Here is a 26,548-nt window from a genome sequence, read left to right on the forward strand (position 1 = left end):
CCGGCGGGACGGGGTGGGCGGTGGATCACGCCCCGGACTCGCGGTCGGGGCTCGTTTCCGGAACGGGGGGAGTTCCCGCCTCCACGAAAACGAACCGCCGGTACGACCAGAACCGGAACAGCGTCCCGAGGCCGGTGCCGACGACGAAGCTGGCGATGTTGTCGGCCAGTGCGGTCTGGAAGACCTCCGGCCAGATCCGGCCCAGCCCGTAGCGGCTGACCGCGAGGCACCCGACGGCGATCCCCAGGCCGACCGCGTTGAAGAAGAAGAACAGCGCGTACTCGCGGGCCGGGTGGGAGCGCTGACGGTGCCGCCAGGTCCAGAACCGGTTGCCCAGGAACGCCACGGTCGCCGCGATCACCGTGGAGATCGTCTTGGCCGCCAGCGGCGGCATCTGCCGACCGCTGGCCAGGTAGTTGAAGAGTGCGAAGTCGACGAGGAAGGCGAGGCCGCCCACGGTGGCGAACTTGCTCAGCTCGCGGACCAGGTGCCCGAAGCGGTCGACCAGCGCGCCGAACAGGCCCGGGCGCGGGTGCGAGGTGCCCTCCTGGTCCCGGGTCATGGTTGCGGCCACCCGCCGAGAGTACCGGTTCCGGGCGCGTGGGAGCGGTAACAAACGAGGAGTCGACGCCGGTGGGTTCCGGTGACCGGAGCGTAACGCGCAGTGCCGCAATTGTGCAGCGGATCACGGAATCGCGGTTCGCGACTTCCCTGGGCGGCGAGGGCACGATCGTCGGGCCGTCCGAGGTTCCCGACAAGATTTGCGTGAAACTGCGCGCGAAAGCGGGTATCAGATCGCGATGCCGCAGCGTGACCGCAGCTTGTGCAGTTCTTCACAACCAGTCCCACTGACTCGCGAGGCAGCCCGGTTTACGCTGAGGCCAATCCCAGGTTTCCACGAAGGCGGCTCTCGTTCGCCAGAACTCGTGCATCCCATACATCGGTCAGCGTCGACCACAAGGAGATGTGACATGGTTGCTCCGGCTACTGTTCGGGGTATCGATCAGGCCCCGACGTCCCACCCCAAACTGCTCGCCTGGGTACGTGAGGTCGCGGAACTGACCACCCCCGACCGGGTGGTCTGGGTGGACGGGTCCGATGAGGAGTGGCGCCGCCTCACCGACGAGCTCGTCGAGAACGGCACCCTGATCCGGTTGAATCCCGAGAAGAAGCCCAACTCGTTCTACGCGCGGACGGACCCGACGGACGTCGCGCGGGTCGAGGAGCGCACCTTCATCTGCTCCGTCGACGAGGCGGACGCCGGCCCCACCAACAACTGGATGGCGCCGGCCGAGATGAAGCGGACGATGACCGAGCTGTACCGGGGCTGCATGCGCGGACGCACCATGTACGTCATCCCGTTCTGCATGGGCCCGGTCGAGGCCGAGAGCCCGATGTTCGGTGTCGAGATCACCGACAGCCCGTACGTGGTCGCCTCGATGCGCATCATGACCCGGATGGGGGCGACGGTCCTCGAGGCGATGGGCGACGACGCCGACTTCGTGCACGCGCTGCACTCGATCGGCGCCCCGCTGGCCCCGGGTCAGCAGGACGTGGCGTGGCCGTGCAACGAGACCAAGTACATCTCGCACTTCCCCGAGACCCGGGAGATCTGGTCGTTCGGTTCCGGCTACGGCGGCAACTCGCTGCTGGGCAAGAAGTGCTACTCGCTGCGGATCGCCAGCGTGATGGGGCGCGACGAGGGCTGGCTCGCCGAGCACATGCTGATCCTCAAGATCACCTCGCCGGAGGGCAAGGTCTACCACGTGGCGGGCGCCTTCCCGTCCGCCTGCGGCAAGACCAACCTGGCCATGCTGGAGCCGACCATCCCCGGCTGGAAGGTCGAGACCATCGGCGACGACATCGCCTGGATGCGGTTCGGCCCGGACGGCCGCCTCTACGCGGTGAACCCGGAGTACGGCCTCTTCGGCGTCGCGCCCGGCACCGACTGGAAGACCAACGCCAACGCGATGCGGACGTTGGACCGGGGCAACTCCGTCTTCACCAACGTCGCCCTCACCGACGACGGTGACATCTGGTGGGAGGGCATGGGTGAGCCGCCGGCGCACCTGATCGACTGGAAGGGCAACGACTGGACGCCGGAGAGCGAGAACCTCTCCTCGCACGCGAACAGCCGGTTCTGCACCCCGATCACCCAGTGCCCGATCCTGGCCGAGGACTACTACGACCCGAACGGCGTACCGATCGACGCGATCCTCTTCGGCGGCCGGCGTCGGGACACCATCCCGCTGGTCACCGAGGCCCGCGACTGGGTGCACGGTGTCTACATGGGCGCCACCCTCTCCTCGGAGACCACCGCGGCGGCGTCCGGCGCGGTCGGCGTGGTCCGCCGCGACCCGATGGCCATGCTGCCGTTCATCGGCTACCACGCCGGTGACTACTTCCGGCACTGGATCGAGATGGGCAAGGGTGCGGACGGCGACGAGGCCAAGCTGCCCAAGATCTACTACGTGAACTGGTTCCGCAAGGACGCCGAGGGCAGCTTCCTCTGGCCCGGCTTCGGCGAGAACTCCCGGGTGCTCAAGTGGATCATCGAGCGGCTGGAGGGTCGGGCCGAGGCCGTGGAGACCCCCATCGGCATGGTCCCGGCCCAGGACGCGCTGGACGTCGAGGGTCTGGACATGACCCCGGAGGACGTCCGGATCGCGCTCAAGGTCGACCCGGAGGAGTGGCGCAAGGAGCTGCCGCTGGTCACCGAGTGGTTCGAGAAGTTCGGTGACAAGCTGCCCGGCGTGCTCTGGGCCGAGCTGGACGCGCTGCGCGCCCGGCTCGACACCGAGCCGCAGAAGTAGAGGTGTGACGCCCGCGCCGAGCGGGCAACACCGGAGCCCATGAGGACGGCCGCCGAACCTGTCGAGGTCCGGCGGCCGTCCGCCGTCCGGGCGCTGACCACGCTGCTCGCCGTCACCGCGGCGGCCACCGTCGTGGTCGACCTGCTCAACTACTGGTACGCCCCGGCGCAGGAGTTCGGTCTCGCGGTGCGCACCGGTTGGGCGCTGCTGCGCTCGCTCGGCTTCCTGGTGCTGATCGGGCACGTGAAGCGGGGGCGGGTGGTGGCCCGCCCGTTCGGGCTGATCCTCGCGGTCACCACGGTGTTCGCGGTGGGGCGGTTGGTCGTACCGCGCTCCGGGGTGCCGCCGCTGCCCGGGCTGCTCGGCTTCGGGCTGCTCACCGCCCTCTGCGTCGCGGTCGTCACGCTGCTCTACCGCTCGGACGCGGTCGGCGGGCACCTGGTGCGGCACCGCAAGGGCCTGGTGGTGGAGGGCGGCGTGATCTCCTGGCGGGAGGTCACCCCGAAGCGTCCCCCGGTCGACGGCTGGCTGCTCACCGCGCGGGTCGCCGCGTACACGTACAGCCCGCTGATGCTGGTGCCGGCGCTGATCGCGGGCGGCTCGATCCTGGACGGCCGGCTCATCGCGGTGCCGGCGGTGCTGTTCTGGTTCGGCGCGGGCATCGCGGTGAGCTGGGCGGTGCTCTTCTGCACCGCGTTCCTGCTCCAGAACCGCCGCTGGGCCCGCAAGCTGCTGGTGCTGATCACCCTGGCCGCCCTGGCGGTCGACCTCCCGCTCTGCTGGTGGCTGCTCGACCTCGACGGCCTGATCCGCGACGGCGCCCCGCTGCTCTCCGCCGCCGCCCTGGCCATGTACTCCCTCCACCGCGCCCCCGCCCCCGCCCGGCCGCGTCGATCATGAAGTTGGCGGCGAAGTGGATCTTCCTCACTGCCGCCAACTTCATGATCAACGGGGTGGGGTGGGGCGCGGCGAGGGCCGGAAGGAGGGGGCGCGGCGCAGGATGAGGGGGTGGGTGAGCGGTTTGACGTGATCGTGGTGGGGTCGGGGCCGGCGGGGGCGGCGGCGGCGCTGGCGGCGCGGCGGGCGGGGGCGCGGGTGCTGCTGCTGGACCGGTACGACTTCCCCCGGGACAAGGCGTGCGGGGACGGGATCGCGGCGCACGCCCTGGACGTCCTCGCCGAGCTCGGCGTGACCGGTGCGGTCGACGGCTATGCCCCGCTGCCCGCGCTGCGCCTCGTCGGCCCCGGCGGCGGGGCGGTCGCCCGCGCGCTGCCCCGGCCCGCGTACACGGTGCCCCGGCAGGTGTTCGACGCCCGCCTGGTGGCGGCGGCGGTCGCGGCCGGGGCGGAGCTGCGCCGGCACACCGTACGTCGGGTCGAGCAGTACGACGACCGGGTGGTGGTCGACGGGGAACTGACCGCCGGGGCGGTGGTGGGCGCCGACGGGGCGGGCTCGGTGCTGCGCCGGGCGCTCGGCCACCCGGTGAACCCGGACCGGCACCTGGCGCTCGCCATCCGGGGCTACGCGCCCGCGCTGCCCGGCCCGCCCGAGCAGCTCATCGTCACCTCGGCGCCGCGCTGGCCGGCGTACGCCTGGTCGTTCCCGATCGGCGACGGCCGGGCGAACGTCGGGTACGGGGAGGTGCTGCGCGGCGAGTCGCTGACCCGCGCCCACCTGCTGGACCGGCTGGCCGCCCTGCTGCCCGGCGTCGACCCGGCCACGGTGTCCGGCCTGCGCGCCCACCACCTGCCGCTCTCCACCCACCGCCCGACGCCGGGCCGGGGCCGGGTGCTGCTGGCCGGCGACGCGCTCTCGCTGATCAACCCCTTCACCGGCGAGGGGATCTTCTACGCCCTGCGCTCCGGCGCGCTGGCCGGGGCGGCCGCCGCCGGCAGCCCGGACCGGGCCGCCCAGCGGTACGCCGACGACCTGCGCCGGCGGCTCGGCACGCACCTGCGGCACAGCTCGGCGGCGGCCTGGCTGGCCCGGCGGCGCGGGGTGGTGGACGGGGCGGTCCGCGCGGCCCGGCACGACGACCGGGTCTACCGGACGGTCGTGGAACTGGGGTTGGGCGACGGACGGCTGGACGCGCGCACCCTCGCCCGGATCGGCACCGGTCTCGTCGGGGCCCGGCTCGCCGCGCGGCGGGAGCGGGTTCCGGCGCGGGATGCCCCACCGCGGCACTGATCCCCGATCCGGGTCGCTACCCTGCAAGGTGATGACTCTGCGGAAACTTATCTACTCCGTGTACGAGCGGCGGCTGACGGCGAAGCTAGCGGGCCGGCCGGTGCCCCGGCACGTCGGCGTGATGTGCGACGGTAACCGCAGATGGGCCCGGGAGATGGGCTTCGTCGACCCCAACGACGGGCACCGGATGGGCGCCGAGCGGATCAAGGAGCTGCTGCGCTGGTGCGACGCGGCCGGCGTGGGACACGTCACGCTCTGGCTGCTCTCCACCGACAACCTCTCCCGGCCGGCCGCCGAGCTGGATCCGCTGCTCCAGATCATCGAGGATCTGACCACCGAGCTGGCCGAGGCGGGCAACCCGTGGCGGCTGCGGATGGTCGGCGCGCTCGACGTGCTGCCCGCGCAGCACGCCGCCGCCCTGAAGGCGGCCGAGGAACGGACCCGGGACCGCAGCGGCGGGGCGCAGGTCAACATCGCCGTCGGGTACGGCGGTCGCCGCGAGATCGCCGACGCGGTCCGCTCCCTGCTGCTGGAGCACGCGGCGGCCGGTGGCACGGTCGAGGAGCTGGCCAACTCGATCGACGTCGACCACATCTCCGAGCACCTCTACACGAAGGGGCTGCCGGACCCGGATCTGATCATCCGGACCAGCGGTGAGCAGCGCCTCTCGGGCTTCATGCTCTGGCAGAGCGCGCACTCCGAGTTCTACTTCTGCGAACTCAACTGGCCCGACTTCCGCAAGGTCGACTTCCTCCGCGCCCTGCGCTCCTACGCCACCCGCCAACGCCGCTTCGGCGTCTGACCCCCGCCCTCACCCCGTCCCGCCCGCGCCCCACCGGTCTGCGCGATCTTGCACTTTGTGCCCGCCGAATGCGGCGAATGTCGCCTTTGCCAGGGGCAGTAAGTGCAAGATCGACGCGCCTGGGGGGCAGAGTGAGGGCGACGCGTCCGGGGGTCAGGGGAGGTGGGGGAGGGCCTGGGTGAGGAAGTCGGCCAAGGCGGCGGGGGAGTCGAGGGTGAGGTCGGCGGCGTCGGCCACCTCGTGACCGGTCTCCGGGTTGGCGACCGCGACGCAGACCCCGACGAACTCCGGATCGGCGGCGGCCCGGGCGCGCAGCGCGGCGAAGGCCTTGATGTCCGAGACGTCGTCACCGAAGTACCAGGCGCCACCGGCGTCCCGGACCACCTCGCCGATGACCATGCCCTTGTCCCGGTCGACCGGCGGCTTCAGCTCCAGCACCATCCGCCCGGCCTGGCAGCGCAGCCCGAGCTGCTCGGCGCGCGCCCGGCCCCACTCCTGCACCAGGTCGCCGAGCTGTGGGGCGGTCCGCCAGTGCAACGCGACGGAGAGCCGCTTGAACTCGACCAGCGCGCCCGGCGGCAGCTCGGCCCGGGCCTGCTCGGCCAGCTCCGCCATGGTCGGCACCCAGGGCAGGGCGGCCGGCTCGGTGACGGTCTCGCCGCCCGAGTGGCTGTGCTCCAGGCCGTAGAGGCCGTACAGGTCGATGCCGGCGAGCCCGCCGAGATGGTCGCGGAGGAACTCCACCGGGCGGGCGGAGACGATCGCGATCCGGCGTACGCGCGGGGCGAGCGCCTCCAGGGCGGCGAGCACGTTCGGCGCGGGCTGGACCGCGGTGGGGTCGTCGTCGACGGGCGCCAGGGTGCCGTCGAAGTCGAAGAAGAGCACCACGTCGCCGGCGCGCGCGGCAGTGGCACGCCACGCGTGTTCGGCGTTCAACGGGGTCTTCGGCTGCTGGTTGCCCAGATTCAACGGCGGCACGCGCGTCAGCGTACCCCGGTCACGGCGGCGTATTCGTGGCCGAGATCAGTGGTCCCGTCGGTGGGATTCAGCGTTCGGCGGCTCCCCGTCCCCGACGGCCGAACGGCACCACTGCCGCCTCCTGGCCGTGGCTGAGCAGATAGCCCTCCACGAAGCCGGAGTTCCGGTCGCCGGTGTGCTCGGCGATCTCGTCGAGCCGCGCCACCAGGAACTCGGTGAGCGCGCTGACCCGGTCGTTGAGCCGGTCGTGCAGTTCGGCGACGACGGCGAGAACCACCGCGGTGCCGGCCGTGATGAGCGCGAAGAGGTTGACGACCAGGGGAAGCTGCCCGCCGTCCAGTACGCCGACCACCACGTTGCCGGTCACGCAGGATGTCACCGACACCACCGCGACCACGACTGCCAACCATTTCAGGGTCATGGACAGACCCCTCCTTCTGTCCCGCAGGGCTGAGTTCGGCTGTGTCCCGTCCCCCCGCCGATGACGAGCCCCGAGCAGTACAAACAGGGACGCTAGCGTGTCCGGTCCGGGCCCGTGTCGAAACGATCGGGACCGACCTTCCGTTCTTTCGCCATCTGAGGAACTAGCCGGCTTGTTTACCCCTATTTCGGACATCGACCGGAAGAGTGGGCCGATATGCGAGGTAACGAATGGTTTCGCGGATGTGGAACTTCTCCGCGTCCGAGACGTTCGGGTCCACCAGCCGGCGCAGCAGCGCCTCGACGTCCGGGTCCATCGGGGGTGGCGCGGGGGCGGTGCGGGGAGTGCCGGCGCGGTCCCAGCCCAGCGCGGTGAAGGCCGCGGCGGGGCTGACCCCCAGCCCCTCGCAGAACGCGACCACCCGTTCCACCTCGGGGTCGCTGGCCCAGTCGCCGCGTACCCAGCGGTTGATGGTCTGCCGGGAGACGCCGGTGCGGCGGGAGACCTCGGTGCCGCTCCAGGCCCGCATGGCACGCGCGTCGTCCAGGGCGCGGCGGACGAAGGTGGCGAAGGCGATCTTCCGTGCGTTGGCGGTCTCGGTCACCTCGTGACGGTACGACCAGTCGGCCGCTCCAGGGCGGCCCGGCACGCTGCTGTCACGCTCATGAGACGGGGGTCGCGGATTTCCGGTAAACGATTCGATGCTGCTCCTGAGGGGTGTCACCCGGACAGAATAGATGGACGCCAGTACGGCGGTGAACACCCGAAAAGCTGATACTGTCACGCCCATGAGACAACTTACGGTGTGTCACGTGCATGAGACGATCAGTGCTCACATGCGTCACTCCGCGGGTGTCGAGGGGGTCTCGTGACCGAACTCGCGACCCGTGCCCAGGCCTTCGGCCTGATCGCGGACGGAGTGGCCGCCGGGTTGAGCGCGCCGTGGCGCCTCTACCTCGCCCGGGGTTGCCGGTACCTCTCGCTGAGCGTGGGCGACCGCGTCGAATGGAACGCCTGGCGCACCCACCTCGGCTGCCCGGAGCTGAGCGTCCGGGTCTACGACGCCGGCGGCGAGATCCGCCGGTCCTCGGTGGCCGAGGTGATGCTGGACGGCTGCCGGATCAGCGTCGAGCTGGTCGAGGAGGTCAGCACGGACGACCTGGAGCAGTTGCTGGTCGTCGACCCCCGGGTCGAACCGGGGGAGCGATGACCGGGCGGGTCGCGACGCCGGCGGGGGTGACCGGATGAGCCCTTTCCTCGCCGTCGTGCTGGTGCTGGTGCTCGGCTCCACCTGCTACGCGGCGGGGCGGCTGCACGGTCAGCTCAGCTACCGGATCGGCTACCGGTTCGGCTATCGACAGGGCTACTTCGACGGGGACCGGGGCGCCTGGAACCGGCGGCGTCGCGAGGCCCAGGCGGTGATCGCGACGGCACTGTCCCGGCCCGCCCCGGCGAGCCGGGCCACGGCCCACTTCGCCGGCACGGTCGCGCCCGCCGTGGTGACCGGCCGGCCGTCGCCCGGCCCCGCCCCGCGGGCGACCGCGCAGCTCGCCGTGCGGCAGGGCACCACCTACACCGGATCCTCGTTCACCGCCCCGGCAGGCGGGCGGACGGCCGGGACCCTGGTCCGCGGGCAGGGCTGAGGGCCTGTCCCTGTTCGGCGGGCAGGGTCGAGGACACACCTCCACCCGGCGGCCGGCGGAGGGGTGCAGAGACGCGGTGCGTGGTCCGCGGCGGACAGCGCACCGTCGGAGTCACGTCGGACCGGTGACGGCGACTCCACCGGCCGGGATGCGCGCAGGGGGCATGCATCCCGGCCGGCTCCGCCGTGCCCGGTGCGGATGATCCACCGCCACCACTAGCCGACACCCGGAAACGCCGCTAGCGTCTAGCCATGGCACGGGGTTTTCCCGGGCCAGCCGGACAGCCCGGACCTGCGACCTCGCGCACGGGGCCCGCATCCGACCCCGTGTCCACCGGGCACCGGAAGAGGCGGAACTCGGGTGGCCGGGTGCCCATCCGCGGAGCAGGCCCGTGACCACTCGCCGTACCTCTGCCGGTGCCGACCAGACCCCGGCCGCGACCGCCACGACCCGCCGGACCACCCGCAGCCGCCGTGCGGCTGTCGCCCCGGCCGACGCCGAGGAGCCCCGACCAGCGGGCCAGGCCTTCGTCCTGGACACCTCGGTCCTCCTCTCCGACCCCGCGGCGTTCCACCGCTTCGCCGAGCACGAGGTGGTGCTGCCGCTGGTGGTCATCTCCGAGCTGGAGGGGAAGCGGCACCACCCGGAACTCGGCTGGTTCGCCCGCCAGTCCCTGCGCATGCTCGACGAGCTGCGGGTGACGCACGGCCGGCTCGACCGGCCGGTGCCCGCCAACGAGCAGGGCGGGACCCTGCGGGTGGAGCTCAACCACACCGACGACGGGGTGCTGCCGGCCGGCTTCCGCACCGGCTCCAACGACGCCCGGATCCTCTCCGTGGCGCTCAACCTCGCCGCCGAAGGGCGTGAGGTCACCCTGGTCAGCAAGGACATGCCGCTGCGGGTGAAGGCGGCCTCGGTCGGCCTGCGGGCCGACGAGTACCGGCACGGCCAGGCCAACGACCCCACCTGGACCGGCATGGCCGAGCTGGAGCTGGCCGAGGAGGAGATCTCCCGGCTGTACGCGGGCGAGGCCCTCGATCTCGACGGCGCCGCCGGGCTGCCCTGCCACACCGGCCTGGTGCTGCACTCCGGGCGCGGGTCGGCACTCGGGCGGGTGCTGCCGGACAAGACCGTCCGGCTGGTCCGCGGTGACCGGGAGGCGTTCGGCGTACACGGCCGCTCGGCGGAGCAGCGGGTCGCGCTGGACCTGCTGCTGGACGAGTCGATCGGGATCGTCTCGCTGGGCGGTCGGGCCGGCACCGGCAAGTCCGCCCTGGCGCTCTGCGCCGGGCTGGAGGCGGTGATGGAGCGCCGGCGGCACAAGAAGGTGATCGTGTTCCGCCCGCTCTACGCGGTCGGCGGCCAGGAACTGGGCTACCTGCCGGGCTCCGAGACGGAGAAGATGTCGCCCTGGGCGCAGGCGGTCTTCGACACCCTCGGCGCGGTGGTGCACGAGAACGTGCTGGAGGAGGTCACCTCGCGCGGCCTGCTGGAGGTGCTGCCGCTGACCCACATCCGGGGCCGGAGCCTGCACGACGCCTTCGTGATCGTGGACGAGGCCCAGTCGCTGGAGCGCGGGGTGCTGCTCACCGTGCTGTCCCGGATCGGCCAGGGCTCCCGGGTGGTGCTCACCCACGACGTCGCGCAGCGGGACAACCTCCGGGTGGGGCGGCACGACGGGGTGACGGCGGTGATCGAGGCGCTGAAGGGTCATCCGCTCTTCGCACATGTCACGCTCAGCCGTTCGGAGCGTTCTCCGATCGCCGCGATGGTCACGGATCTGTTGGAGGACATCCCGCTCTGACCAGGTTTTTTGTCCGAATTTACGGGTGTTCATCTTGTGGCGCAGATCACAAAACGCCGCCTTGGTTTCCCAACCGCCTCACTGTGCGCAATGGTGTCCATCGAGCGCTCGCGCCCCGGAGAGATCGTCCGACATCGTTCGCCACAGACCCGGCGGACGTCACGGACACCCGGTGCGTCGGCTGCGACCACGGGGTCGGGGCGCTCGCGACGCCGGCGTGGCGAAGCACGGCCACGTGTCGCGTCGTGACCTTGCCCCCGACGAAGGGAACACTTCGTGAGTCGGCTGTGGAGCCGGTTCGGCGCCCGTACGGCTGCTGTCGCACTGCTCTCCGTGGGCGTCGCCGGTGGCTTCTACCTGGGCGAGGACCGACAGACCCAGCAACAGGGCCTGACCGCGCAGGTCGGGCAGCAGGTCGACGTGGCGGAGTACGCGTACCAGCGTGACCGGCAGGCCGACCACCGGCTGAACTCGGCCAAGCAGCGGGCCGCCGAGTACCAGGCCAAGCTGCGGGCCGCCGAGGCGGCCAAGGAGGCCGCCCAGCGGGCCAAGGAGGCCGAGGCGGCCGCCGCGTCCCGCAAGAAGGAGCGGGAGGCCGCGGCCAAGGCGGCGACCACCACCAAGCCGTTCGACGGTCCGATCCCGGCCTCCTGCGAGGAGTACAGCGGCAACCGGCGGACCGGCTGCGCGATCATGCTGGACGAGGGCTTCAAGATCGACCAGTTCCCCTGTCTGGACAAGCTCTGGACCCGGGAGAGCGGCTGGAACCACAAGGCCTACAACGCGTCGTCCGGCGCCTACGGGATCCCGCAGGCGCTGCCGGGCAGCAAGATGGGCTCGGTCGCCGACGACTGGAAGACCAACCCGGCCACCCAGATCAAGTGGGGCCTCGGCTACATCGAGGGCCGGTACGACGACCCGTGCGGTGCCTGGCAGCACTCGGAGAGCAGCGGCTGGTACTGATCGGAGCGACGACGACGGCGGGGCGGGTGGGCGACCACCCGCCCCGCCGTCGTATCTCCTCCGGCGCGACGCGCCGCCCGGGTGGCGGCCGGGCCGGATTGCTGATAGCCATTGGTACGTGACCTGGCAGGGCGGCCCGACGGGCGGCGACCCCCGACGGTTCGGCACCGAGGCGTTCTACGCCTCCCTGGGCCGGGCCTTCGTCGCCATGTGCGCGGTGGTGCCGGTCCTCTTCCTGATCGAGGCGATCGACGTCGGCCTGCACGCCGACCTCGACGTCACCGCGGGGATCATCCCCCGCCGGATCCAGGGCCTCGACGGGGTGATCTTCTCGCCGTTCCTGCACGCCGGCTGGAACCACCTCTACAGCAACAGCATCCCGCTGATCCTGCTGGGCACCTTCGTGCTGGCCGCCGGCACCCGCCGGTTCCTCTGGTCGACCATGGTGATCATCCTGGTCAGTGGGCTCGGGGTGTGGTTCACCGGCTCACCGAACTCGGTGGTGGTCGGCGCGAGCGGCGTCATCTTCGGCTACCTCGGCATCCTGCTCACCCGGGGCGTGGTCGAGCGGAGCTGGTGGAACTTCGCGGTGGTGCTGCTGGTCGGCCTGCTCTACGGCTGGCAGCTGCTCGGCATCCTTCCCACCGACGAGCGCATCTCCTGGCAGGGGCACCTGTTCGGGCTGCTCGGCGGGGTGGTCGCGGCGGTCCTGTTCCGCCGCCGGCGGGTCGAGCCGACGGAGCCCGAGCCGCTCGGGCCACCCACCGTCACGCTGCCCCGACCGGGCGTCGACGCGTAACCGGGATGTGCTTGCCCGGGCGCGGCCCGGGGCCTACCGTCGGGATCAACATGCGTTGATCCGTTAGGCGAAAGTGACGGTACGCCATGCGCGAGGTCGATCTGGCCGTGATCGGAGCCGGTCCCACCGGGCTCTTCGCCGCGTACTACGCGGGGTTCCGGGGGCTGTCCGTGGCGGTGGTCGACGCGCTGCCGGAGCCGGGCGGGCAGGTGACCGCCATGTACCCGGAGAAGCTCATCCTCGACGTGGCCGGGTTCCCCGCCATCAAGGGCCGCGACCTGGTGGCGAACCTGGTCGCCCAGGCCGCGCCCTTCCAGCCCGACTACCTGCTCGGCACCCGGGCCGAGAAGCTCTCCCACCTCGACGGCCGGCCGGTGCTCGGGCTGGCCGGCGGCGAGCAGCTGCACTGCGGGGCGGTGGTGGTGACCGGCGGGCTGGGCAGCTTCTCGCCCCGGCCGCTGCCGGTCGCGGACAGCTTCCTCGGCACCGGGATCGTCTACTTCGTGCCGCAGCCGGCCGCGCTGGCCGGCCGGGACGTGCTCATCGTCGGCGGGGGCGACTCGGCGTTCGACTGGGCGGTGACGCTGGCCCCGATCGCCCGGTCGGTGACGCTGGTGCACCGGCGGGAGAAGTTCCGCGCGCACGCCTCGACCGTGGCCCGGGTCGCCGCCTCCCCGGTGCGGGTGGTGGTCAACGCCGAGGTGACCCGCCTGTTCGGCGAGGACCAGGTCACCGGCGCCGAGCTGACCGTACGCGGCGGCGCGGTGGAGACGCTGCCGGTGGACACGGTGGTCGCCGCGCTCGGCTTCACCGCCGACCTGGGGCCGCTCGCCGAGTGGGGGCTGAAGCTCGACCGGCGGCACATCGTGGTCGACAGCGCGATGGCGACCAACCTGCCCCGGATCTTCGCGGCCGGGGACATCACCGAGTACCCGGGCAAGGTGCGGCTGATCGCCACCGGGTTCGGCGAGGCGGCCACGGCGGTCAACAACGCGGCGGTCGCCATCGACCCGGCCGCGCACCTGTTCCCCGGGCACTCCTCGGACGGGAGCTGACCGGGCCGGCCGCCCGGGTCACGCGGCGGGCAGGCCGATCAGGTCGGCCATCAGGCCGGTCTGGTGCGCGAAGTACTCGTCGCGGTGCGGCAGGGCGCGGTTGATCCGGCCGAAGAGCTCGAAGCTGATCAGCCCGAAGAGCTGCGTCCACCCGGCCATGCCCCGGGCCAGCAGCCCCTCGGGCAGCCCCGGCGCCAGGCCGGCGGCCAGCTCGGCGAGGTCGGCGCGCAGCGGTGCGGGCAGGTCGTCGGCGGGTGCGGTGAGCCGACCGTCGGCCACCCCGTCGCGCAGGATGCCGATCAGGGTCAGCGGGGGACGGCTGGCCGGGGCGACCGTCTCGTCGGGGGCCGCGTACCCGGGGACGGGGCTGCCGTAGAGCAGCGCGTACTCGGCGGGGTGGGCGAGCGCCCAGGCCCGGGCCGCCCGGCAGGCCGCGTGCCAGCGTCCGCGCAGGTCGGCCCGGTCGACGCCGGCGTCGGCCGCCTCCACCGCGTCGCCGAGCGCGTCGTACGCCTCCAGGATCAGCGCGGTGAGCAGCTCGTCGCGGCTGGGGAAGTAGCGGTAGATCGCCGACGAGACCATGCCCAGGTCGCGGGCGACCGCGCGCAGCGACAGGTTGGCGCCGTCGCTGGCCAGGTGGCGGCGGGCCACCGCCTTGATCTCTTCGATCATGCTGGCGCGGACCCGGGCGCGGAGCGAGGGAGCGACCATGGCTCCACTCTGCCACGCCTGAGAGCGCCAATCAAAACCGAGAGCACTGCTCTTGACGCGGGTCGCCGTGTGGGTCATGCTCTCTTCCGAGAGCAGTGCTCTCGTATTGGATGACTGCTTCGAAGGGTGGCCCCATGGCCCTGCACGTGATCGTCGGCGCCGGCCCCGTCGGCACCGCCACCGCCCACCTCCTCGCCGAGCGCGGCGAGCGGGTGCGGGTGGTGACCCGGCGCGGCACCGGCCCGGACCACCCCGCCGTCGAGCGGGTCGCCGCCGACGCCGCCGACGCCGAGCGCCTCGGCACGCTGACCGAGGGCGCCGCCGCCCTCTACAACTGCGCCAACCCGGCGTACCACCGGTGGTCGCTGGACTGGCCGCCGCTGGCCGGCGCGCTGCTCACCGCCGCCGAGCGGACCGGCGCGGTGCTCGCCACCGTCGGCAACCTCTACGGGTACGGGCCGGTCGACGCCCCGATGACCGAGCAGACCCCGGCCGCCGCCACCGGCGTCAAGGGGCAGGTCCGCAACCGGATGTGGGCGGACGCGCTCGCCGCCCACCGGGCCGGCCGGGTCCGGGCCACCGAGGTGCGCGGCTCGGACTACATCGGGGTGGGCGGCACCTCGCTGGTGATGATGGTGCTGCCCCGGGTGCTCGCCGGGCAGCGGGTGTTCCTGCCGGTCGACTACGACGCCCCGCACACCTGGACGTACGTCCCGGACGTCGCCCGTACCCTGGTCGCCGCCGCGACCGACGAGCGGGCCTGGGGGCGGGTCTGGCACGTGCCCAGCGCGCCCGCGGTGCCGGTGCGGGAGCTGGCCGCGGCGGTGGCGGCCAGGGCCGGCGCGCCCGCGCCACGGCTGACCCGGATGCCCTACCCGGTGCTCTGGCTCGCCGGTGTGGTCAGCCCGTTCGTCCGGGAGTTGCGCGAGACCGCGTACCAGTTCGACCGGCCGTTCGTGATGGACTCCACCGCCGCCACCGCCACCCTCGGCATCGCGCCGACCCCGCTGGACCGGGTCATCGGGGAGACGGTGGCCGGTCTGCGGGCCGGCTGACCGGACGGCCGGTGCCGAGCGCGGCGACCAGGACCGCGACGAGGGTGAGGGCGGCACCCAGGAAGGTGGCCGGACCCGGGTGTGACGCGCTGGTCGGCAGCACCACGTCGAGCAGGACCGCCCCGACGATCTGCCCGGCGATGGTGGCCAGGCCGAGCAGCAGCACCCCGGTGAAGCGGACGATCGCGGCGGCCAGCGCGATGAACACGATGCCGATCGGGCCGCCCAGGTAGAGCCAGAACTCGCCCGGGAAGGCCCCGGCCGGCCGGCCCCGGACCGCCAGGTCCACGGCGAGGGTGACCAGCAGCGCCACCGTGCCGACGGTGAAGTTGACCAGGGTGGCGGTCATCGCGCTGCCGGCGGCCCCGCGTACCCGGCCGTTCACCGCCTGCTGCCAGGCGATGCCGACCCCGGCGGCGAGCGGCAGCAGGGCCAGGGCCAGGGCCTTCGGGTCGCCGAGCCGGTCGCCGACGGCCAGCAGCACCGCCACCACGGTGAGCGCCGCGCCGACCAGCCGGGTCGGGGTGACCGGCTGCCGCCCGGTCGGGCCGAGGCCGGCCCGGTCCACCAGCAGGCTGCTGCCGGACTGGCCGGCCACCACCGCGACGGTGAAGACCGCCACGCCCAGCGTGCCGATGGTCAGCCCCTGGGTGGCGACCAGGAACGCGCCGCAGACCCCGCCCAGGCACTGCCAGGGCCGCAGCGAGCCGTCCCGCAGCGCCGCCCGCAGGGCGACCAGTCCCCGCCGGCCACCGGGGAGGGCGGGGACCAGCACCAGGAGGATCAGCAGGCCCAGGCCGAACGAGACCACCGCGGCGGCGATCCCGTCGGCCAGGCGTACGCCGAGTTCGCCGTTGATCCGGGACTGGACGGCCACCGCGACGCCGGAGGCGGTGGCCAGCCCGACGCCGGCGATCCGCCGCGTGGTGGACAGCACCGGCGGTGCCGCCGTCCCGGTCGCGGTCACTCCTGCTCGGCCAGCGGACGACCGTCGAAGTCGACCGACGAGTACAGGGCGAGCTTCTCCAGCCGGTGGTACGAGTCGATCACCCGGATGGTGCCGCTCTTGGAGCGCATCACGATCGACTGGGTGTACGCCCCGCCGGCCCGGTAGCGCACGCCGCGCAGCAGGTCGCCCGAGGTGACGCCGGTGGCCACGAAGAAGCAGTTGTCGCCGGTCACCAGGTCGTCGGTGAGCAGCACCCGGTCCAGGTCGTGCCCGGCGGCGAGCGCCTTCTCGCGCTCCTCGGCGTCCTTCGGCCAGAGCTTCGCCTGGAGCATGCCGCCCATGCACTTGAGCGCGCAGGCCGCGGTGATGCCCTCCGGGGTGCCGCCGATGCCCATCAGCACGTCGATGTCGGACTCGCCGCGGGCCGCCGCGATGGCGCCGGCGATGTCGCCGTCGGAGATGAAGCGGATGCCCGCCCCGGTCCGCCGGATCTGCTTGACCAGGTCGTCGTGGCGTGGCCGGTCCAGCACGCAGACCGTCACCTCGGCGGTGTCGGAGCCCTTGACCTTGGCGATCCGGCGGATGTTCTCGGCCACCCCGGCGTTGATGTCGACGACGTCGGCGTACATCGGGCCGACGGCCAGCTTCTCCATGTAGAAGACGGCGCTCGGGTCGAACATCGCGCCGCGCTCGGCCACCGCGAGCACCGCGAGGGCGTTCGGCATGCCCTTGCTCATCAGCGTGGTGCCGTCGATCGGGTCGACCGCCACGTCCACCTCGGGACCGGTCCCGTCGCCCACCTCCTCACCGTTGAAGAGCATCGGGGCGTTGTCCTTCTCGCCCTCGCCGATCACCACGACCCCGCGCATCGGGATCGAGTTGATCAGCTTGCGCATGGCGTCGACGGCTGCCCCGTCGCCGCCCTCCTTGTCGCCCCGGCCGACCCAGCGCCCGGCGGCCATCGCCGCGGCCTCGGTGACCCGGACCAGGTCGAGCGCGAGGTTGCGGTCGAGATCCTGGGGGGTTCGCGTCCTGGTGGTTGTCATGACGGCTTCCTCCTCGCGACGTTGCGGGGTGGACCGGCGGGACACGGCCGTCGCCGCCGCCGGTTTTGTCGCTGATCCTCACACGATCTCAGGTTCGGGGCGGGAGCGGGGCGGAGGAGGCCAGGATCACGTCACCCGCACGGCTGCGAGAATGGTCGGGTGGAACCCGCACAGCCTGCCGACCGCGTACCGACCGACGCCACCCCGCCGGACGGCCAACCGCCGGTCTCCTCCGCCGCCGGTGAGCCGGCGGCGGCCGGGCCGTCCGGCCCCGCGCCGCTGGTCGACGCGGGTGAGCCGGCCCTGGTCGAGCCGGTCGAGGGCGCGGCCCGGGGTGGGGCGAGCAGCCACCCCGCCGTCTCCGGCGACCAGCCCGCGCCGCCCGCCCGCAAGGAGAAGGGACGGTCCGAGCGGTCGCCCCGCGACATGGCCCTGTCGCTGCTGATCCTGCTGGTGCCGATCGTGCTGCTGCTCGCCTTCTACCGGGGCTTCCTCGGCGGGGACGCGCCGGCCACCGTCGACCCCGCGCCGGCCGTGGCGGAGGCCCGGTCCGCGAACGCCTTCCCGGTCAGCGAGCCGCAGGGGTTGGGCTCGGACTGGCGTACGGTCAACGCCCGTTACCGGGCGGAGCCGGGCGGGGCGACGCTGCGGATCGGCTACCTGACCCCGGAGGGCCGGGGCGCGCAGCTGGTGCAGAGCAACGTGCCGCCCGAGAAGCTGCTGCCGACCGAGTTGAAGGGTGGCCAGGCGCAGGGGCCGGCCGACCTGCCCGGTGGGACCTGGCAGCGCTGGACCGCCCGGGACAACGAACAGGCCTTCGTCCTGCTGGAGCCGAACCGGACCGTGATCGTGGTCGGGGACGCCGGTGAGCAGGAACTACGGCAGCTCGCGCGGTCGCTGCGCTGATCCGTCCGGCGTTCCGGTGGCCCCCGGTCGTCGGACCGGTGGGTTAGGCTGCCCCGGTTTTGCCGAACCGGCACACGTGACGTGTCCGGACAGCTCACCGGAAAGAGAACTATTGTGAACATTCGACGGTTCAGCGTCGGCGTCCTCGCCGCCGCCCTGCTCGTGCCCGGTCTGGCCGCCTGCAAGACCGAGTCCGGCTCGCCGACCGCCGAGAGCACGTCCAGCGCCCCGGCCGCCCCGGCGGACCCGAAGGCGGCCCTGCTGGCCTCCACCGAGGAGATCAAGAAGGGCAACTTCACCTTCACCCTCGGTGGCGGTGAGCTCAACGGCGCGGGCACCGTGCACTCGCCCTCCAAGAGCGCCGAGATGAAGCTGAACAGCGGCCAGGCCGCCGACGACATGAAGATGCACCTGGTCTTCATCGACACCGACAGCTGGGTCCAGATGGACTTCGGCTCGATGGCCGACTCGGTGCCCAGCCTCAAGGCGATGAAGGGCAAGTACCAGCACCTGGACCGCAGCCGGATCAAGGACGCCAAGAACCTGAACTTCGACTTCTCCGACGTCGACCCGGCCGGCAGCGACAAGATGATCAACGCGATCACCGAGGTCAAGCAGACCGGTGAGGGCACCTACGCGGGCACCATCGACGCCACCCGGGCCACCGAGTCGGAGGTGCTCGACGCCCAGGCGGTCAAGGCCCTCGGCGAGAAGGCCAAGGCCGTGCCGTTCACCGCCAAGCTCGACCCGCAGGGCCGGCTCAGCGAGTTCGCCGTCCAGGTGCCCGCCGCCGGCAGCGCCCCGGCCTCGACCGTGACCGTCACCTACGCCAACTACGGCGCGGCCACCGCCGTGCAGGCGCCGCCGGCCGGCCAGGTCGTCGAGGCCTCCGAGCAGGTCTACAAGATGTTCCAGTCCTGATCCGGGCCCGGGTGGGGGCGGCGCGTCCGTCCCCACCCGGCGGGGTCGTACCGGACAGGGATTGCGCAACACCGCTTCAGGGAACAGAAGAGGGCACGGGCCGACCGGGGGCCGCCAACGCGGCCGGACGGGGCTCGTGCGCCGGAGCCGGCGTCAGGGCTGCGGCGCCGCCACGCCTCCGGCACCTGAGTGGGCCGGACGACCCACCTGGAGAGGTTCACGTGAAGATTCGACGCTTCAGCGCGGCGGCCTTCGCCGCGGCGCTGCTCATCCCGGGCCTGACGGCCTGCAACGGCACCGGGACCGGCGAGGCGGGGGCCTCCGCGTCCCCGACCGTCTCCGGCAGCATCGCCCCGAGCGGTACGCCGGGCAGCAGCGACGCCAAGCAGGCCCTGCTCAACTCCACCAACGCGATCCGCGAGGGCAACTTCAAGTTCAGCATGACCGCTGCCGGCTCCACCGCCGAGGGGCAGGTGCACGAGCCGAGCCAGAGCGCGCAGATGCGGATGACGATCGGTGACCCGTCCTCCGACCTGATGATGAAGCTGGACCTGATCCACATGAAGCCGGACAGCTACGTCAAGGTGGAGCTGGGTGGCAAGGCGGCCAGCAGCATCCCCGGCGTGCAGAAGCTCAACCTCGGCAAGTACCAGCACCTCGACCAGACCCGGATCAAGGGCAACCGGGCGCTCGGCTTCGACTTCGACCAGCTCGACCCGGCCGGCAGCGCCGTGCTGACCCAGGGCATCACCGAGGTCCGGCAGACCGGCGAGGGCGCGTACGCGGGCACCGTCGACGTGTCGAAGGCGGCCCAGGCCGGCTCCCTCGACCCGGCGGTGATCACCGCGCTGGGCGCGCAGGCGAAGACGGTGCCGTTCACCGCCAAGGTCGACCCGCAGGGCCGGCTCAGCGAGATGGTGCTCCAGGTGCCGGCCGCCGGGCAGAGCGCCGCACAGGACATCAAGATCACGTACACCGACTACGGCAACGCGACCGCCGCGCAGAAGCCGCCGGCCGACCAGGTCGTCGAGGCGCCGCCGGAGTTCTACAACCTGTTCAACTGAGTCCGCGACGGCGGGGCGGCTCCGGCCGCCCCGCCGGTCACTCCTCGGCGCGCTGCCGGGCCGCGTCGATCCGGGCCCGCGCGCCGTCCAGCCGGCGCTGGCAGACCGCGGCGAGCCGCTCGCCCCGCTCCCAGAGCGCCAGCGACTCCTCCAACGCGGTGCCGCCGGCCTCCAGCCGCTCGACCACCTGCGCCAGCTCGGCCCGGGCCTGCTCGTAGCTGAGCTGCTCGTCCTGCTTCTCGTCAGTCATCGCACCCATTCCATCAGCCGTCCACGGTCGCGCTCAGCTCGCCCTCGGCGAGGCGGACCCGCAGCGCGTCGCCCTTGGTCACCTCGGACGCGGCCCGGACCACGTGCCCGTCGGCGCGCTGGACGATCGCGTACCCCCGGTCGAGGGTCGCCGCGGGGGAGAGGGCCCGCAACCGGGCCAGCGTGTGCCGCAGGTCCTCGCCGGCCGCGCCGAGCCGGTGGTCGAGGCAGCGCCCGGCCCGGTCCCGCAACGCGGTGACCTCGACCGCCCGCTGGTCGACCATCACCTGCGGCCGGGCCAGCACCGGGCGGGACCGCAGCGAGTCGAGCCGGTGCGACTCCCGGTCGACCAGGTTGCGGACCGCCCGCTCCAGCCGGGACCGGGCCTGCCCGATCAGGCGGACCTCCTCGGTCAGGTCGGGCACGATCCGCTTCGCGGCGTCGGTCGGCGTGGACGCGCGGACGTCGGCCACGTAGTCGAGCAGCGGCGTGTCGGTCTCGTGGCCGATCGCGCTGACCACCGGCGTACGGCAGCCGAACACCGCCCGGCAGAGCGCCTCGTCGGAGAAGGGCAGCAGGTCCTCGATGCCGCCACCGCCCCGGGCGATCACGATCACGTCGACCGTCGGGTCGGCGTCGAGCACCTTGAGCGCGTCGATGATCTGCGGCACGGCGGAAGGGCCCTGCACGGCCACGTTCACGGTGCGGAACTCGACCGCCGGCCAGCGCCGCCGCGCGTTCGTCAGCACGTCCCGCTCGGCCGCCGAGGCCCGACCGGTGATCAGCCCGATCCGGCCGGGCAGGAACGGCGGACGGCGCTTGCGGGCCCGGTCGAAGAGCCCTTCGGCGGCGAGCAGCTTCTTGAGCTTCTCCAACCGGGCGAGCAGCTCACCGAGCCCCACCTGGCGGATCTCGTCGGCGCGCAGGCTCAGCGTGCCCCGGGCGGCGTAGAACTCGGGCTTGGCGTGCAGCACCACCCGGGCGCCCTCGCGCAGCTCGGGCGCGCCGGCGTCGAGCACGTCGCGGTTGGTGGTGACGGTGAGGCTGAGGTCGGCCGACGGGTCACGCAGGGTCAGGAAGACGGTGGTGGCACCCGGCCGGCGGCTGATCTGGGCCACCTGGCCGTCCACCCAGACCCAGCCCAGCCGGGCGATCCAGGCGCCGATCTTCTGGCTGACCACGCGGACCGGCCACGGCTCCTCCGACGTGCTCCGCCCCGCGTCGCCGCCACCCTGCCCACCCTCGCTCATCCGCCCACCCTACGGCCCGCCCCCGACACCACCGAGCAGCCCGCCGCCGCCCGCGCCGGCCCCGAGGGCGGCGGGTCCGCCCGCGTACGATGGTCGGGTGACTGACGCTGAGACGACCCCCCGGACCGGCAAGCGCGTGCTCCTGGCCAAGCCCCGCGGCTACTGCGCGGGCGTGGACCGGGCGGTGCAGACCGTCGAGGAGGCGTTGAAGCTCTACGGCGCGCCGATCTACGTCCGCAAGCAGATCGTGCACAACAAGCACGTGGTGCAGACGCTGGAGGCGAAGGGCGCGATCTTCGTGGAGGAGAACGAGGAGGTGCCCCAGGGCGCCACCGTGATCTTCTCCGCGCACGGCGTCGCCCCCGAAGTCTACGAGCAGGCCCGCGAGCGCTCGCTGCGGGCGATCGACGCGACCTGCCCGCTGGTGACCAAGGTCCACCAGGAGGCGCGCCGGTTCGCGGCCGAGGACTACGACATCCTGCTGATCGGTCACGAGGGGCACGAGGAGGTCATCGGCACCGCCGGTGAGGCTCCCGCGCACATCCAGCTCGTGGACGGCCCGGACGGCGTCGACAAGGTCACCGTGCGCGACCCGAGCAAGGTCGTCTGGCTGTCCCAGACCACCCTGTCGGTCGACGAGACGCTGGAGACGGTGGCCCGGCTCAAGACGAAGCTGCCGCTGCTCCAGTCGCCGCCCAGCGACGACATCTGCTACGCCACCTCCAACCGGCAGCACGTGGTCAAGGAGATCGCGCCGGACTGCGACGTGGTGATCGTGGTCGGCTCGCGCAACTCCTCCAACTCGGTACGCCTGGTCGAGGTCGCCCTCGACGCCGGCGCCCGCGCCGGGCACCTGGTCGACTTCGCCCACGAGATCGACGACGCCTGGCTGGCCGACGCCCGTACCGTCGGGGTGACCTCCGGCGCGAGCGTGCCGGACGAGCTGGTCCAGGAGGTGCTGGCGCACCTGGCCGAGCGCGGCTTCGCCGACGTCGAGGAGATCACCACCGCCAACGAGCGGCTGACCTTCTCGCTGCCGCAGGAGCTCAAGCGGGACCTGAAGGCGGCCGCCGCGCGCGGCTGACCGGGCGGAACGGATCGTCGGTCGGGCGCGTCCAACCGGGCATGGACACCCCTCGGACGGTGCTCGCCGCGCTGGTGGTCTGCGCGGCGTTGACCGCCTGTGCCGCCCCGGCCACCGACCCCACCAGCCCCGGATCGACGGGAGCCCCGATGACCAGCGCGCCCGACCCGAGCGTCTCACCGACCGACCCGCTCGACCCGGTCGACCCGAGACCCTCGAAGGGCACGTCGGCGGGTGCCACCACCACCCTGACCGGCACCGTGGAGCAGGGGGTGGAGCCGAACTGCCTGCTGCTCGACGGCCACCTGCTGGTCGGCGCGCCGCGCGGCTCGGTGAAGGCGGGCGCCAGGGTGAGCGTCACCGGCCACGCCCAGCCCGGCCTGATGACCACCTGCCAGCAGGGCACCCCGTTCGTGGTGGAGAGCGTCCGGCCCGCCTGACCGGGCCCGGACAACGGGGAAGCCCCGCCCCCGTCCGTGACGGGGGCGGGGCTTCCCGCTTTCGGCGTACCGGTCAGTTGACCGTGCCGACGGCCACCGAGCCGCGGCCGACGACCGCGCCCTCGACCGTGGTGACGGCCAGGTCACCGTAGAGCTCCCGGCCCGCTGCCGGGGCGGACAGGGCGGTCACCGAACCGGTCAGGTTGGCGGTGGCGCCGTTGGCCAGGAACAGCGGCGTGCTCGGCGCGGAGAGCTGACCCAGCGCCGGGGACGAGAACGAGTCCCGGTAGTCGTACGCGGTGCCGCCCGCGGCGACCGCGTAACCCTGCACGACCACCCGGTAGGTGCCGGCGGCCGGGTTGTTCAGCGTGACGGCCTCCTCCGAGTCACCGTCGGCCGACTGGCCCACCCGGGTCGCCCCGAGGAAGACCGACAGGTCGAGGTCGGCACCCAGGTCGGAGGGGTTGCCGATCCGGGCGGTGAACGAGGTGGTCCCGGCCGGGACGTCCACCAGGTACTCCTGGCTGGCGCCCTGGTTGATGCTCGGCCGCTCGGTACGCACGCTGGCCAGCGGGCCACCGACGCCGCTCACCCGGACCGGGCCGAAGGTGTTGGTCAGGCCCCAGGTGACGTCGGACGGGGTGCCGGCGGTCACCGACGGCAGCTCGACCACGGCCGGCTCGACCTTGACGCCCTGCACCCGCGCCTGCAGCTCGAACGGGTTGTCCAGGCTCGGCGAGGTACGCCGGGCCTCCACCTCGATCTCCCAGACGCCCGGGATCGGGTCCCGGTAGTCCCGCTCCTGCGGCTTGCAGACGGCGGCGTCGGAGAAGTTGGTGTAGCAGCCCGTGCTCGCGGTGCTCTCGACCGGCACGCCGTACGGGTTGAAGGCGATGAACCGGGTCTGCGAGCCGGTGGCGATGCCGGAGAGGTTGACCTGGAGCGCGCCCGCGCCCTCCGGAACCGTCACGTAGTACGAGGTGTAGCTGTTCCGGTCGACCGAACCCTCGGCGCTGAACGAGTAGGCCGGGGCGGAGACCTGGTGCGGCACGACCACGACGGTGGAGACCTCGAAGTCGACCACCGAGGTGGCCGGGTCGTCGATGGTCATGATGGCGCCGTGCGCGCCGGTGCTGGCCGGCTTCGCCTTCACGTCGATGGTGACCGTCTGGTTGAGCGGCAGCGGCACGATCTTCGGCGCCGAGAAGGTGCCGTCGTTGCCCCGGAAGGCGATCGCGTGCTTGATGGTCCGGTCCGGGCCGCTGGTCCGGGTCACCTTGACCTCGTAGTGCCGGGCCTCCTTGACCTGCTGGCCGCCCTTGCCGATCGCGCAGCGGTTGTAGATGCCGGTGCCGACGTTCGGGTTCGGCTGGAAGGTGCCGCTGTCCGGGTCGTACTTCGTCAGGTTCGCCGACAGCTCGGTGCAGACCGGGGCCTCGGAGCGGTAGCCGCGGGTCTGCACGCCGCCGGCGAGCAGGTCCCACGCGCCCGGCACGTCGAGCATGCCGTAGCCCTGGGCGTACGTCGCGACGCCCTCGATCGGCTGGGCCGAGCTGTAGACCGCCCGGCGCAGCGCGGCGGGGGTGACCGCCGTGCCGGTGGCCTTGGCGGCGGAGAGCAGCAGCGCGGCGCCACCGGCGGCCTGCGGCGAGGCCATCGAGGTGCCGTTGAGCATCTGGTAGCCCGGGGGCAGCGGGTAGCCGGCCTCGGGGACCGGCACACCGGCCAGCCAGGTGGGCGCGGTGGAGATGGCCGAGCCGGGGGCGGTGATGTTCGGCTTGAAGCCGCCGTCCTCACGCGGGCCGCGCGAGGAGAAGTTGAACATCGCGTTCTGCTTGCGCACCACCGAGCCGTAGTTGGCCAGCCAGGTGTCCTTGCTGACGCTCGCGGCGACGCTGACCACGTTGCCGGCCACCGACGGGTCGCCGATGGTGTTCAGGCCCGGGCCGGAGTTGCCGGCCGAGATGAACATCTGCACGCCGTACGTGGTGATCAGGGTGTTGTAGAGCTCGGAGCGGGCGTTGCTGCCGTCGTTCAGCGCCGGCAGGCCGCCGATCGACATGTTGATCACGTCGACCTTGCGGTTGACCACCAGGTCCACCATGCCGGTGGTGAGCGCGGCGGCGGTGCAACCGCCGCCCCACGAGCAGGCCCGGGCCGAGACCAGCTTGGCGCCGGGGGCCGCGCCGTCGAAGACGCTGTTGCCGAACATGTCGTTGGCGGCGGTGATGCCGGCGACGTGGGTGCCGTGGGTGGCCTCGACGATGCCGATGTTCACGTAGTCGTAGAACGGGCCGGGCTTGCCGTCGGCCGGCGTGATGTCCACGTCCTTGCGGTACTCGACCACGAACGGCATCTGCTCCCGCACCGCGGTGGCCGGGTTGTCCGTGCCGAAGTGGCCGACCTGGAACTTCTCCTTGTACGGCCGCATCAGCTCGTCGTCGGTGAAGTCCTTGTTCTGATTGGCGTCCACCCAGATGTCACCGGTGGCCTGGTTGTAGAGGATGCCCCAGAAGTCGGTGGTGTCGCCGTCGCGGTTGACGTCGCCCCGCGCCTCGTCGTTCGCGGTGATGTTCTCCCGGAACACGTTGAACTTGTAGGTGCCGGCCGGCGCCGTCCAGGTGCCCAACGTGTTGGTGAAGGTCGGGCCGGTCACCTCGGTGGCCATCGGCCGCCAGGAGGCGTCCTCCAGCGGATCGGTGGCGGTGACCCAGTCGACGATCTTGCGCTCGCCGGTGGTGGTCTTCTGCAGCGCCGGCTGGTCCAGGTCCACCCCGGAGTCCATGATGCCGATGGTCACGCCCCGGCCGTCCCAGGTCGGGTGGGCGGCCTTGAAGGCCTCCGCGCCGGTCTCGTTGGTCGGCATGTACGGGTTGACCGCGCCCGTGTCGGCGCCCGGGCCGGCGAGCGTCTCGCCCTGCTCGGCGGTGGTCGCGCCGGCCGGGGCCACCTCGGCGGCCGGGTCCGGCAGCTTGATGGTCTCGTCCAGGTCGACGGCGGAGACGCCGGGCAGCGTGGCGGCCTTCATCACCTTCGCGGTCGGCACCTTGGCCAGCAGGAAGCCGACCTGGTCGTACCGCTGGCTGACCGAGGCGCCGAGGTCGGCGAGACCGTCGGCGACCTTCCCGGCCGAGCCCTTCTTGGCGGAGATGATCAGGGTGACGGTCGGCGCGTGCTTGGCTTCCGCCTCGTCCAGGAGCTTGGCGTCGTGCGCGCCCAGAGCCTCGGTCGCGGTGGGTTGCGCGGCGTCGGGAGCGGGGACGGGAGCGGCGCTCGCGGTCGCGGCGCCACCCCCGACGGTCATGGCCCCGGCGGCCAGGACCGAGGCGAAGAGCGCGGCGGAGGTACGCCGGCTCCGGTTGCGGGGTCGACTCACGTTCTCTTCCTCCAGAGAACAGGGCCCTTCAG

General features: G+C 72.6%; 26 protein-coding genes. 16 read left to right on the forward strand and 10 right to left on the reverse strand.

All coding sequences use genetic code 11. The annotated features are described in order from the left end of the window. Window positions 1-25: 25 nt before the first annotated feature. The gene (locus GA0070611_RS26665) at window positions 26-562 is read right to left on the reverse strand and encodes a GtrA family protein (protein WP_091670176.1); all 537 of its coding nucleotides are present in this window, start codon (window positions 560-562) and stop codon (window positions 26-28) included. A gap of 409 nt (window positions 563-971) precedes the next feature. On the opposite strand from GA0070611_RS26665, the gene GA0070611_RS26670 reads away from it, so the two are divergent. The 4 genes from GA0070611_RS26670 (at window position 972) to GA0070611_RS26685 (ending at window position 5,802) form a co-directional block, all read left to right on the forward strand. Beyond that, window positions 972-2,813 (forward strand): phosphoenolpyruvate carboxykinase (GTP), encoded by a 1,842-nt coding sequence (locus GA0070611_RS26670; RefSeq protein WP_091670181.1) that lies wholly within the window; start codon window positions 972-974, stop codon window positions 2,811-2,813. Between the two features lie 39 nt (window positions 2,814-2,852). Beyond that, window positions 2,853-3,713 (forward strand): hypothetical protein, encoded by an 861-nt coding sequence (locus tag GA0070611_RS26675; protein ID WP_091670185.1) that lies wholly within the window; start codon window positions 2,853-2,855, stop codon window positions 3,711-3,713. A gap of 108 nt (window positions 3,714-3,821) precedes the next feature. After that, the gene (locus tag GA0070611_RS26680) at window positions 3,822-5,000 is read left to right on the forward strand and encodes a geranylgeranyl reductase family protein (protein WP_091670189.1); all 1,179 of its coding nucleotides are present in this window, start codon (window positions 3,822-3,824) and stop codon (window positions 4,998-5,000) included. 31 nt (window positions 5,001-5,031) lie between these two features. Continuing rightward, complete coding sequence (locus GA0070611_RS26685; RefSeq protein WP_091670193.1) at window positions 5,032-5,802, forward strand: isoprenyl transferase; 771 nt, start codon at window positions 5,032-5,034, stop codon at window positions 5,800-5,802. A 153-nt stretch (window positions 5,803-5,955) separates the two neighbouring features. Here GA0070611_RS26685 and otsB read toward each other — a convergent pair whose 3' ends face one another. The 3 genes from otsB to GA0070611_RS26700 form a co-directional block, all read right to left on the reverse strand. Then, entirely contained in the window at window positions 5,956-6,780 is an 825-nt protein-coding gene (otsB, locus tag GA0070611_RS26690; protein WP_091670198.1) for a trehalose-phosphatase, read from the reverse strand. A gap of 67 nt (window positions 6,781-6,847) precedes the next feature. After that, on the reverse strand, window positions 6,848-7,201 hold the full coding sequence (locus GA0070611_RS26695) for a hypothetical protein (protein ID WP_091670202.1): 354 nt from the start codon (window positions 7,199-7,201) through the stop codon (window positions 6,848-6,850). Between the two features lie 163 nt (window positions 7,202-7,364). Continuing rightward, the gene (locus GA0070611_RS26700; protein WP_091670205.1) at window positions 7,365-7,805 is read right to left on the reverse strand and encodes a helix-turn-helix domain-containing protein; all 441 of its coding nucleotides are present in this window, start codon (window positions 7,803-7,805) and stop codon (window positions 7,365-7,367) included. Window positions 7,806-8,069: 264 nt separating this feature from the next. Here GA0070611_RS26700 and GA0070611_RS26705 point away from each other — a divergent pair, with 264 nt between their 5' ends. The 6 genes from GA0070611_RS26705 (at window position 8,070) to GA0070611_RS26730 (ending at window position 13,465) form a co-directional block, all read left to right on the forward strand. After that, the gene (locus GA0070611_RS26705) at window positions 8,070-8,411 is read left to right on the forward strand and encodes a hypothetical protein (RefSeq protein WP_091670209.1); all 342 of its coding nucleotides are present in this window, start codon (window positions 8,070-8,072) and stop codon (window positions 8,409-8,411) included. Between the two features lie 34 nt (window positions 8,412-8,445). Further along, window positions 8,446-8,844 (forward strand): hypothetical protein, encoded by a 399-nt coding sequence (locus tag GA0070611_RS26710; RefSeq protein ID WP_091670214.1) that lies wholly within the window; start codon window positions 8,446-8,448, stop codon window positions 8,842-8,844. A gap of 391 nt (window positions 8,845-9,235) precedes the next feature. Next, a complete protein-coding gene (locus GA0070611_RS26715; RefSeq protein WP_091670217.1) occupies window positions 9,236-10,648 on the forward strand; it encodes a PhoH family protein in 1,413 nt (470 codons plus the stop codon). Window positions 10,649-10,924: 276 nt separating this feature from the next. Beyond that, window positions 10,925-11,611: an aggregation-promoting factor C-terminal-like domain-containing protein gene (locus GA0070611_RS26720; protein ID WP_091670220.1), complete on the forward strand. Its 687-nt coding sequence runs from the start codon at window positions 10,925-10,927 to the stop codon at window positions 11,609-11,611. A 118-nt stretch (window positions 11,612-11,729) separates the two neighbouring features. Then, a complete protein-coding gene (locus tag GA0070611_RS26725; protein ID WP_091670224.1) occupies window positions 11,730-12,410 on the forward strand; it encodes a rhomboid family intramembrane serine protease in 681 nt (226 codons plus the stop codon). Between the two features lie 86 nt (window positions 12,411-12,496). Further along, entirely contained in the window at window positions 12,497-13,465 is a 969-nt protein-coding gene (locus GA0070611_RS26730; protein ID WP_091670227.1) for an NAD(P)/FAD-dependent oxidoreductase, read from the forward strand. An 18-nt stretch (window positions 13,466-13,483) separates the two neighbouring features. Here the strand turns inward: GA0070611_RS26730 and GA0070611_RS26735 are convergent, their stop codons facing one another. After that, window positions 13,484-14,176 (reverse strand): TetR/AcrR family transcriptional regulator, encoded by a 693-nt coding sequence (locus GA0070611_RS26735; RefSeq protein WP_091670230.1) that lies wholly within the window; start codon window positions 14,174-14,176, stop codon window positions 13,484-13,486. Window positions 14,177-14,310: 134 nt separating this feature from the next. Here GA0070611_RS26735 and GA0070611_RS26740 point away from each other — a divergent pair, with 134 nt between their 5' ends. Then, window positions 14,311-15,231, forward strand: coding sequence for an NAD-dependent epimerase/dehydratase family protein (locus GA0070611_RS26740; protein WP_091670234.1), 921 nt, complete (start codon window positions 14,311-14,313; stop codon window positions 15,229-15,231). Here the strand turns inward: GA0070611_RS26740 and GA0070611_RS26745 are convergent. Next, window positions 15,194-16,198, reverse strand: a complete 1,005-nt coding sequence (locus GA0070611_RS26745) for a DMT family transporter (RefSeq protein WP_091670237.1) — start codon at window positions 16,196-16,198, stop codon at window positions 15,194-15,196. The two genes, GA0070611_RS26740 and GA0070611_RS26745, sit on opposite strands and share 38 nt — an antisense overlap. After that, a complete protein-coding gene (gene glpX / locus GA0070611_RS26750; protein ID WP_091670240.1) occupies window positions 16,195-17,226 on the reverse strand; it encodes a class II fructose-bisphosphatase in 1,032 nt (343 codons plus the stop codon). Before glpX ends, GA0070611_RS26745 begins: the two co-directional genes overlap by 4 nt. Window positions 17,227-17,385: 159 nt before the next feature. Here glpX and GA0070611_RS26755 point away from each other — a divergent pair, with 159 nt between their 5' ends. The 3 genes from GA0070611_RS26755 to GA0070611_RS26765 all read left to right on the forward strand — a co-directional run bounded on the left by GA0070611_RS26755 (window position 17,386) and on the right by GA0070611_RS26765 (window position 20,117). Next, window positions 17,386-18,132 carry a DUF4245 domain-containing protein gene (locus GA0070611_RS26755; RefSeq protein WP_091670247.1) on the forward strand — a complete coding sequence of 249 codons (747 nt, stop codon included), beginning with the start codon at window positions 17,386-17,388 and terminating at the stop codon, window positions 18,130-18,132. A 114-nt stretch (window positions 18,133-18,246) separates the two neighbouring features. Then, complete coding sequence (locus GA0070611_RS26760; protein ID WP_091670251.1) at window positions 18,247-19,053, forward strand: hypothetical protein; 807 nt, start codon at window positions 18,247-18,249, stop codon at window positions 19,051-19,053. 221 nt (window positions 19,054-19,274) lie between these two features. Further along, complete coding sequence (locus GA0070611_RS26765; RefSeq protein ID WP_091670254.1) at window positions 19,275-20,117, forward strand: hypothetical protein; 843 nt, start codon at window positions 19,275-19,277, stop codon at window positions 20,115-20,117. Window positions 20,118-20,154: 37 nt separating this feature from the next. On the opposite strand, the gene GA0070611_RS26770 is transcribed toward GA0070611_RS26765, so the two are convergent. Beyond that, the gene (locus GA0070611_RS26770) at window positions 20,155-20,367 is read right to left on the reverse strand and encodes an exodeoxyribonuclease VII small subunit (protein WP_091673487.1); all 213 of its coding nucleotides are present in this window, start codon (window positions 20,365-20,367) and stop codon (window positions 20,155-20,157) included. Between the two features lie 13 nt (window positions 20,368-20,380). Beyond that, the gene (gene xseA, locus GA0070611_RS26775) at window positions 20,381-21,616 is read right to left on the reverse strand and encodes an exodeoxyribonuclease VII large subunit (protein ID WP_091670257.1); all 1,236 of its coding nucleotides are present in this window, start codon (window positions 21,614-21,616) and stop codon (window positions 20,381-20,383) included. A gap of 97 nt (window positions 21,617-21,713) precedes the next feature. Here xseA and GA0070611_RS26780 point away from each other — a divergent pair, with 97 nt between their 5' ends. Further along, complete coding sequence (locus GA0070611_RS26780; RefSeq protein WP_091670262.1) at window positions 21,714-22,700, forward strand: 4-hydroxy-3-methylbut-2-enyl diphosphate reductase; 987 nt, start codon at window positions 21,714-21,716, stop codon at window positions 22,698-22,700. Window positions 22,701-22,741: 41 nt separating this feature from the next. Next, window positions 22,742-23,140 carry a hypothetical protein gene (locus GA0070611_RS26785; protein WP_091670265.1) on the forward strand — a complete coding sequence of 133 codons (399 nt, stop codon included), beginning with the start codon at window positions 22,742-22,744 and terminating at the stop codon, window positions 23,138-23,140. 73 nt (window positions 23,141-23,213) lie between these two features. On the opposite strand, the gene GA0070611_RS26790 is transcribed toward GA0070611_RS26785, so the two are convergent. Next, window positions 23,214-26,516, reverse strand: a complete 3,303-nt coding sequence (locus GA0070611_RS26790) for a S8 family serine peptidase (protein WP_091670268.1) — start codon at window positions 26,514-26,516, stop codon at window positions 23,214-23,216. Between the last annotated feature and the right edge of the window lie 32 nt (window positions 26,517-26,548).

Origin of the sequence: Micromonospora auratinigra, assembly GCF_900089595.1 — a bacterium.
Taxonomy (GTDB): Bacteria; Actinomycetota; Actinomycetes; order Mycobacteriales; family Micromonosporaceae; genus Micromonospora; species Micromonospora auratinigra.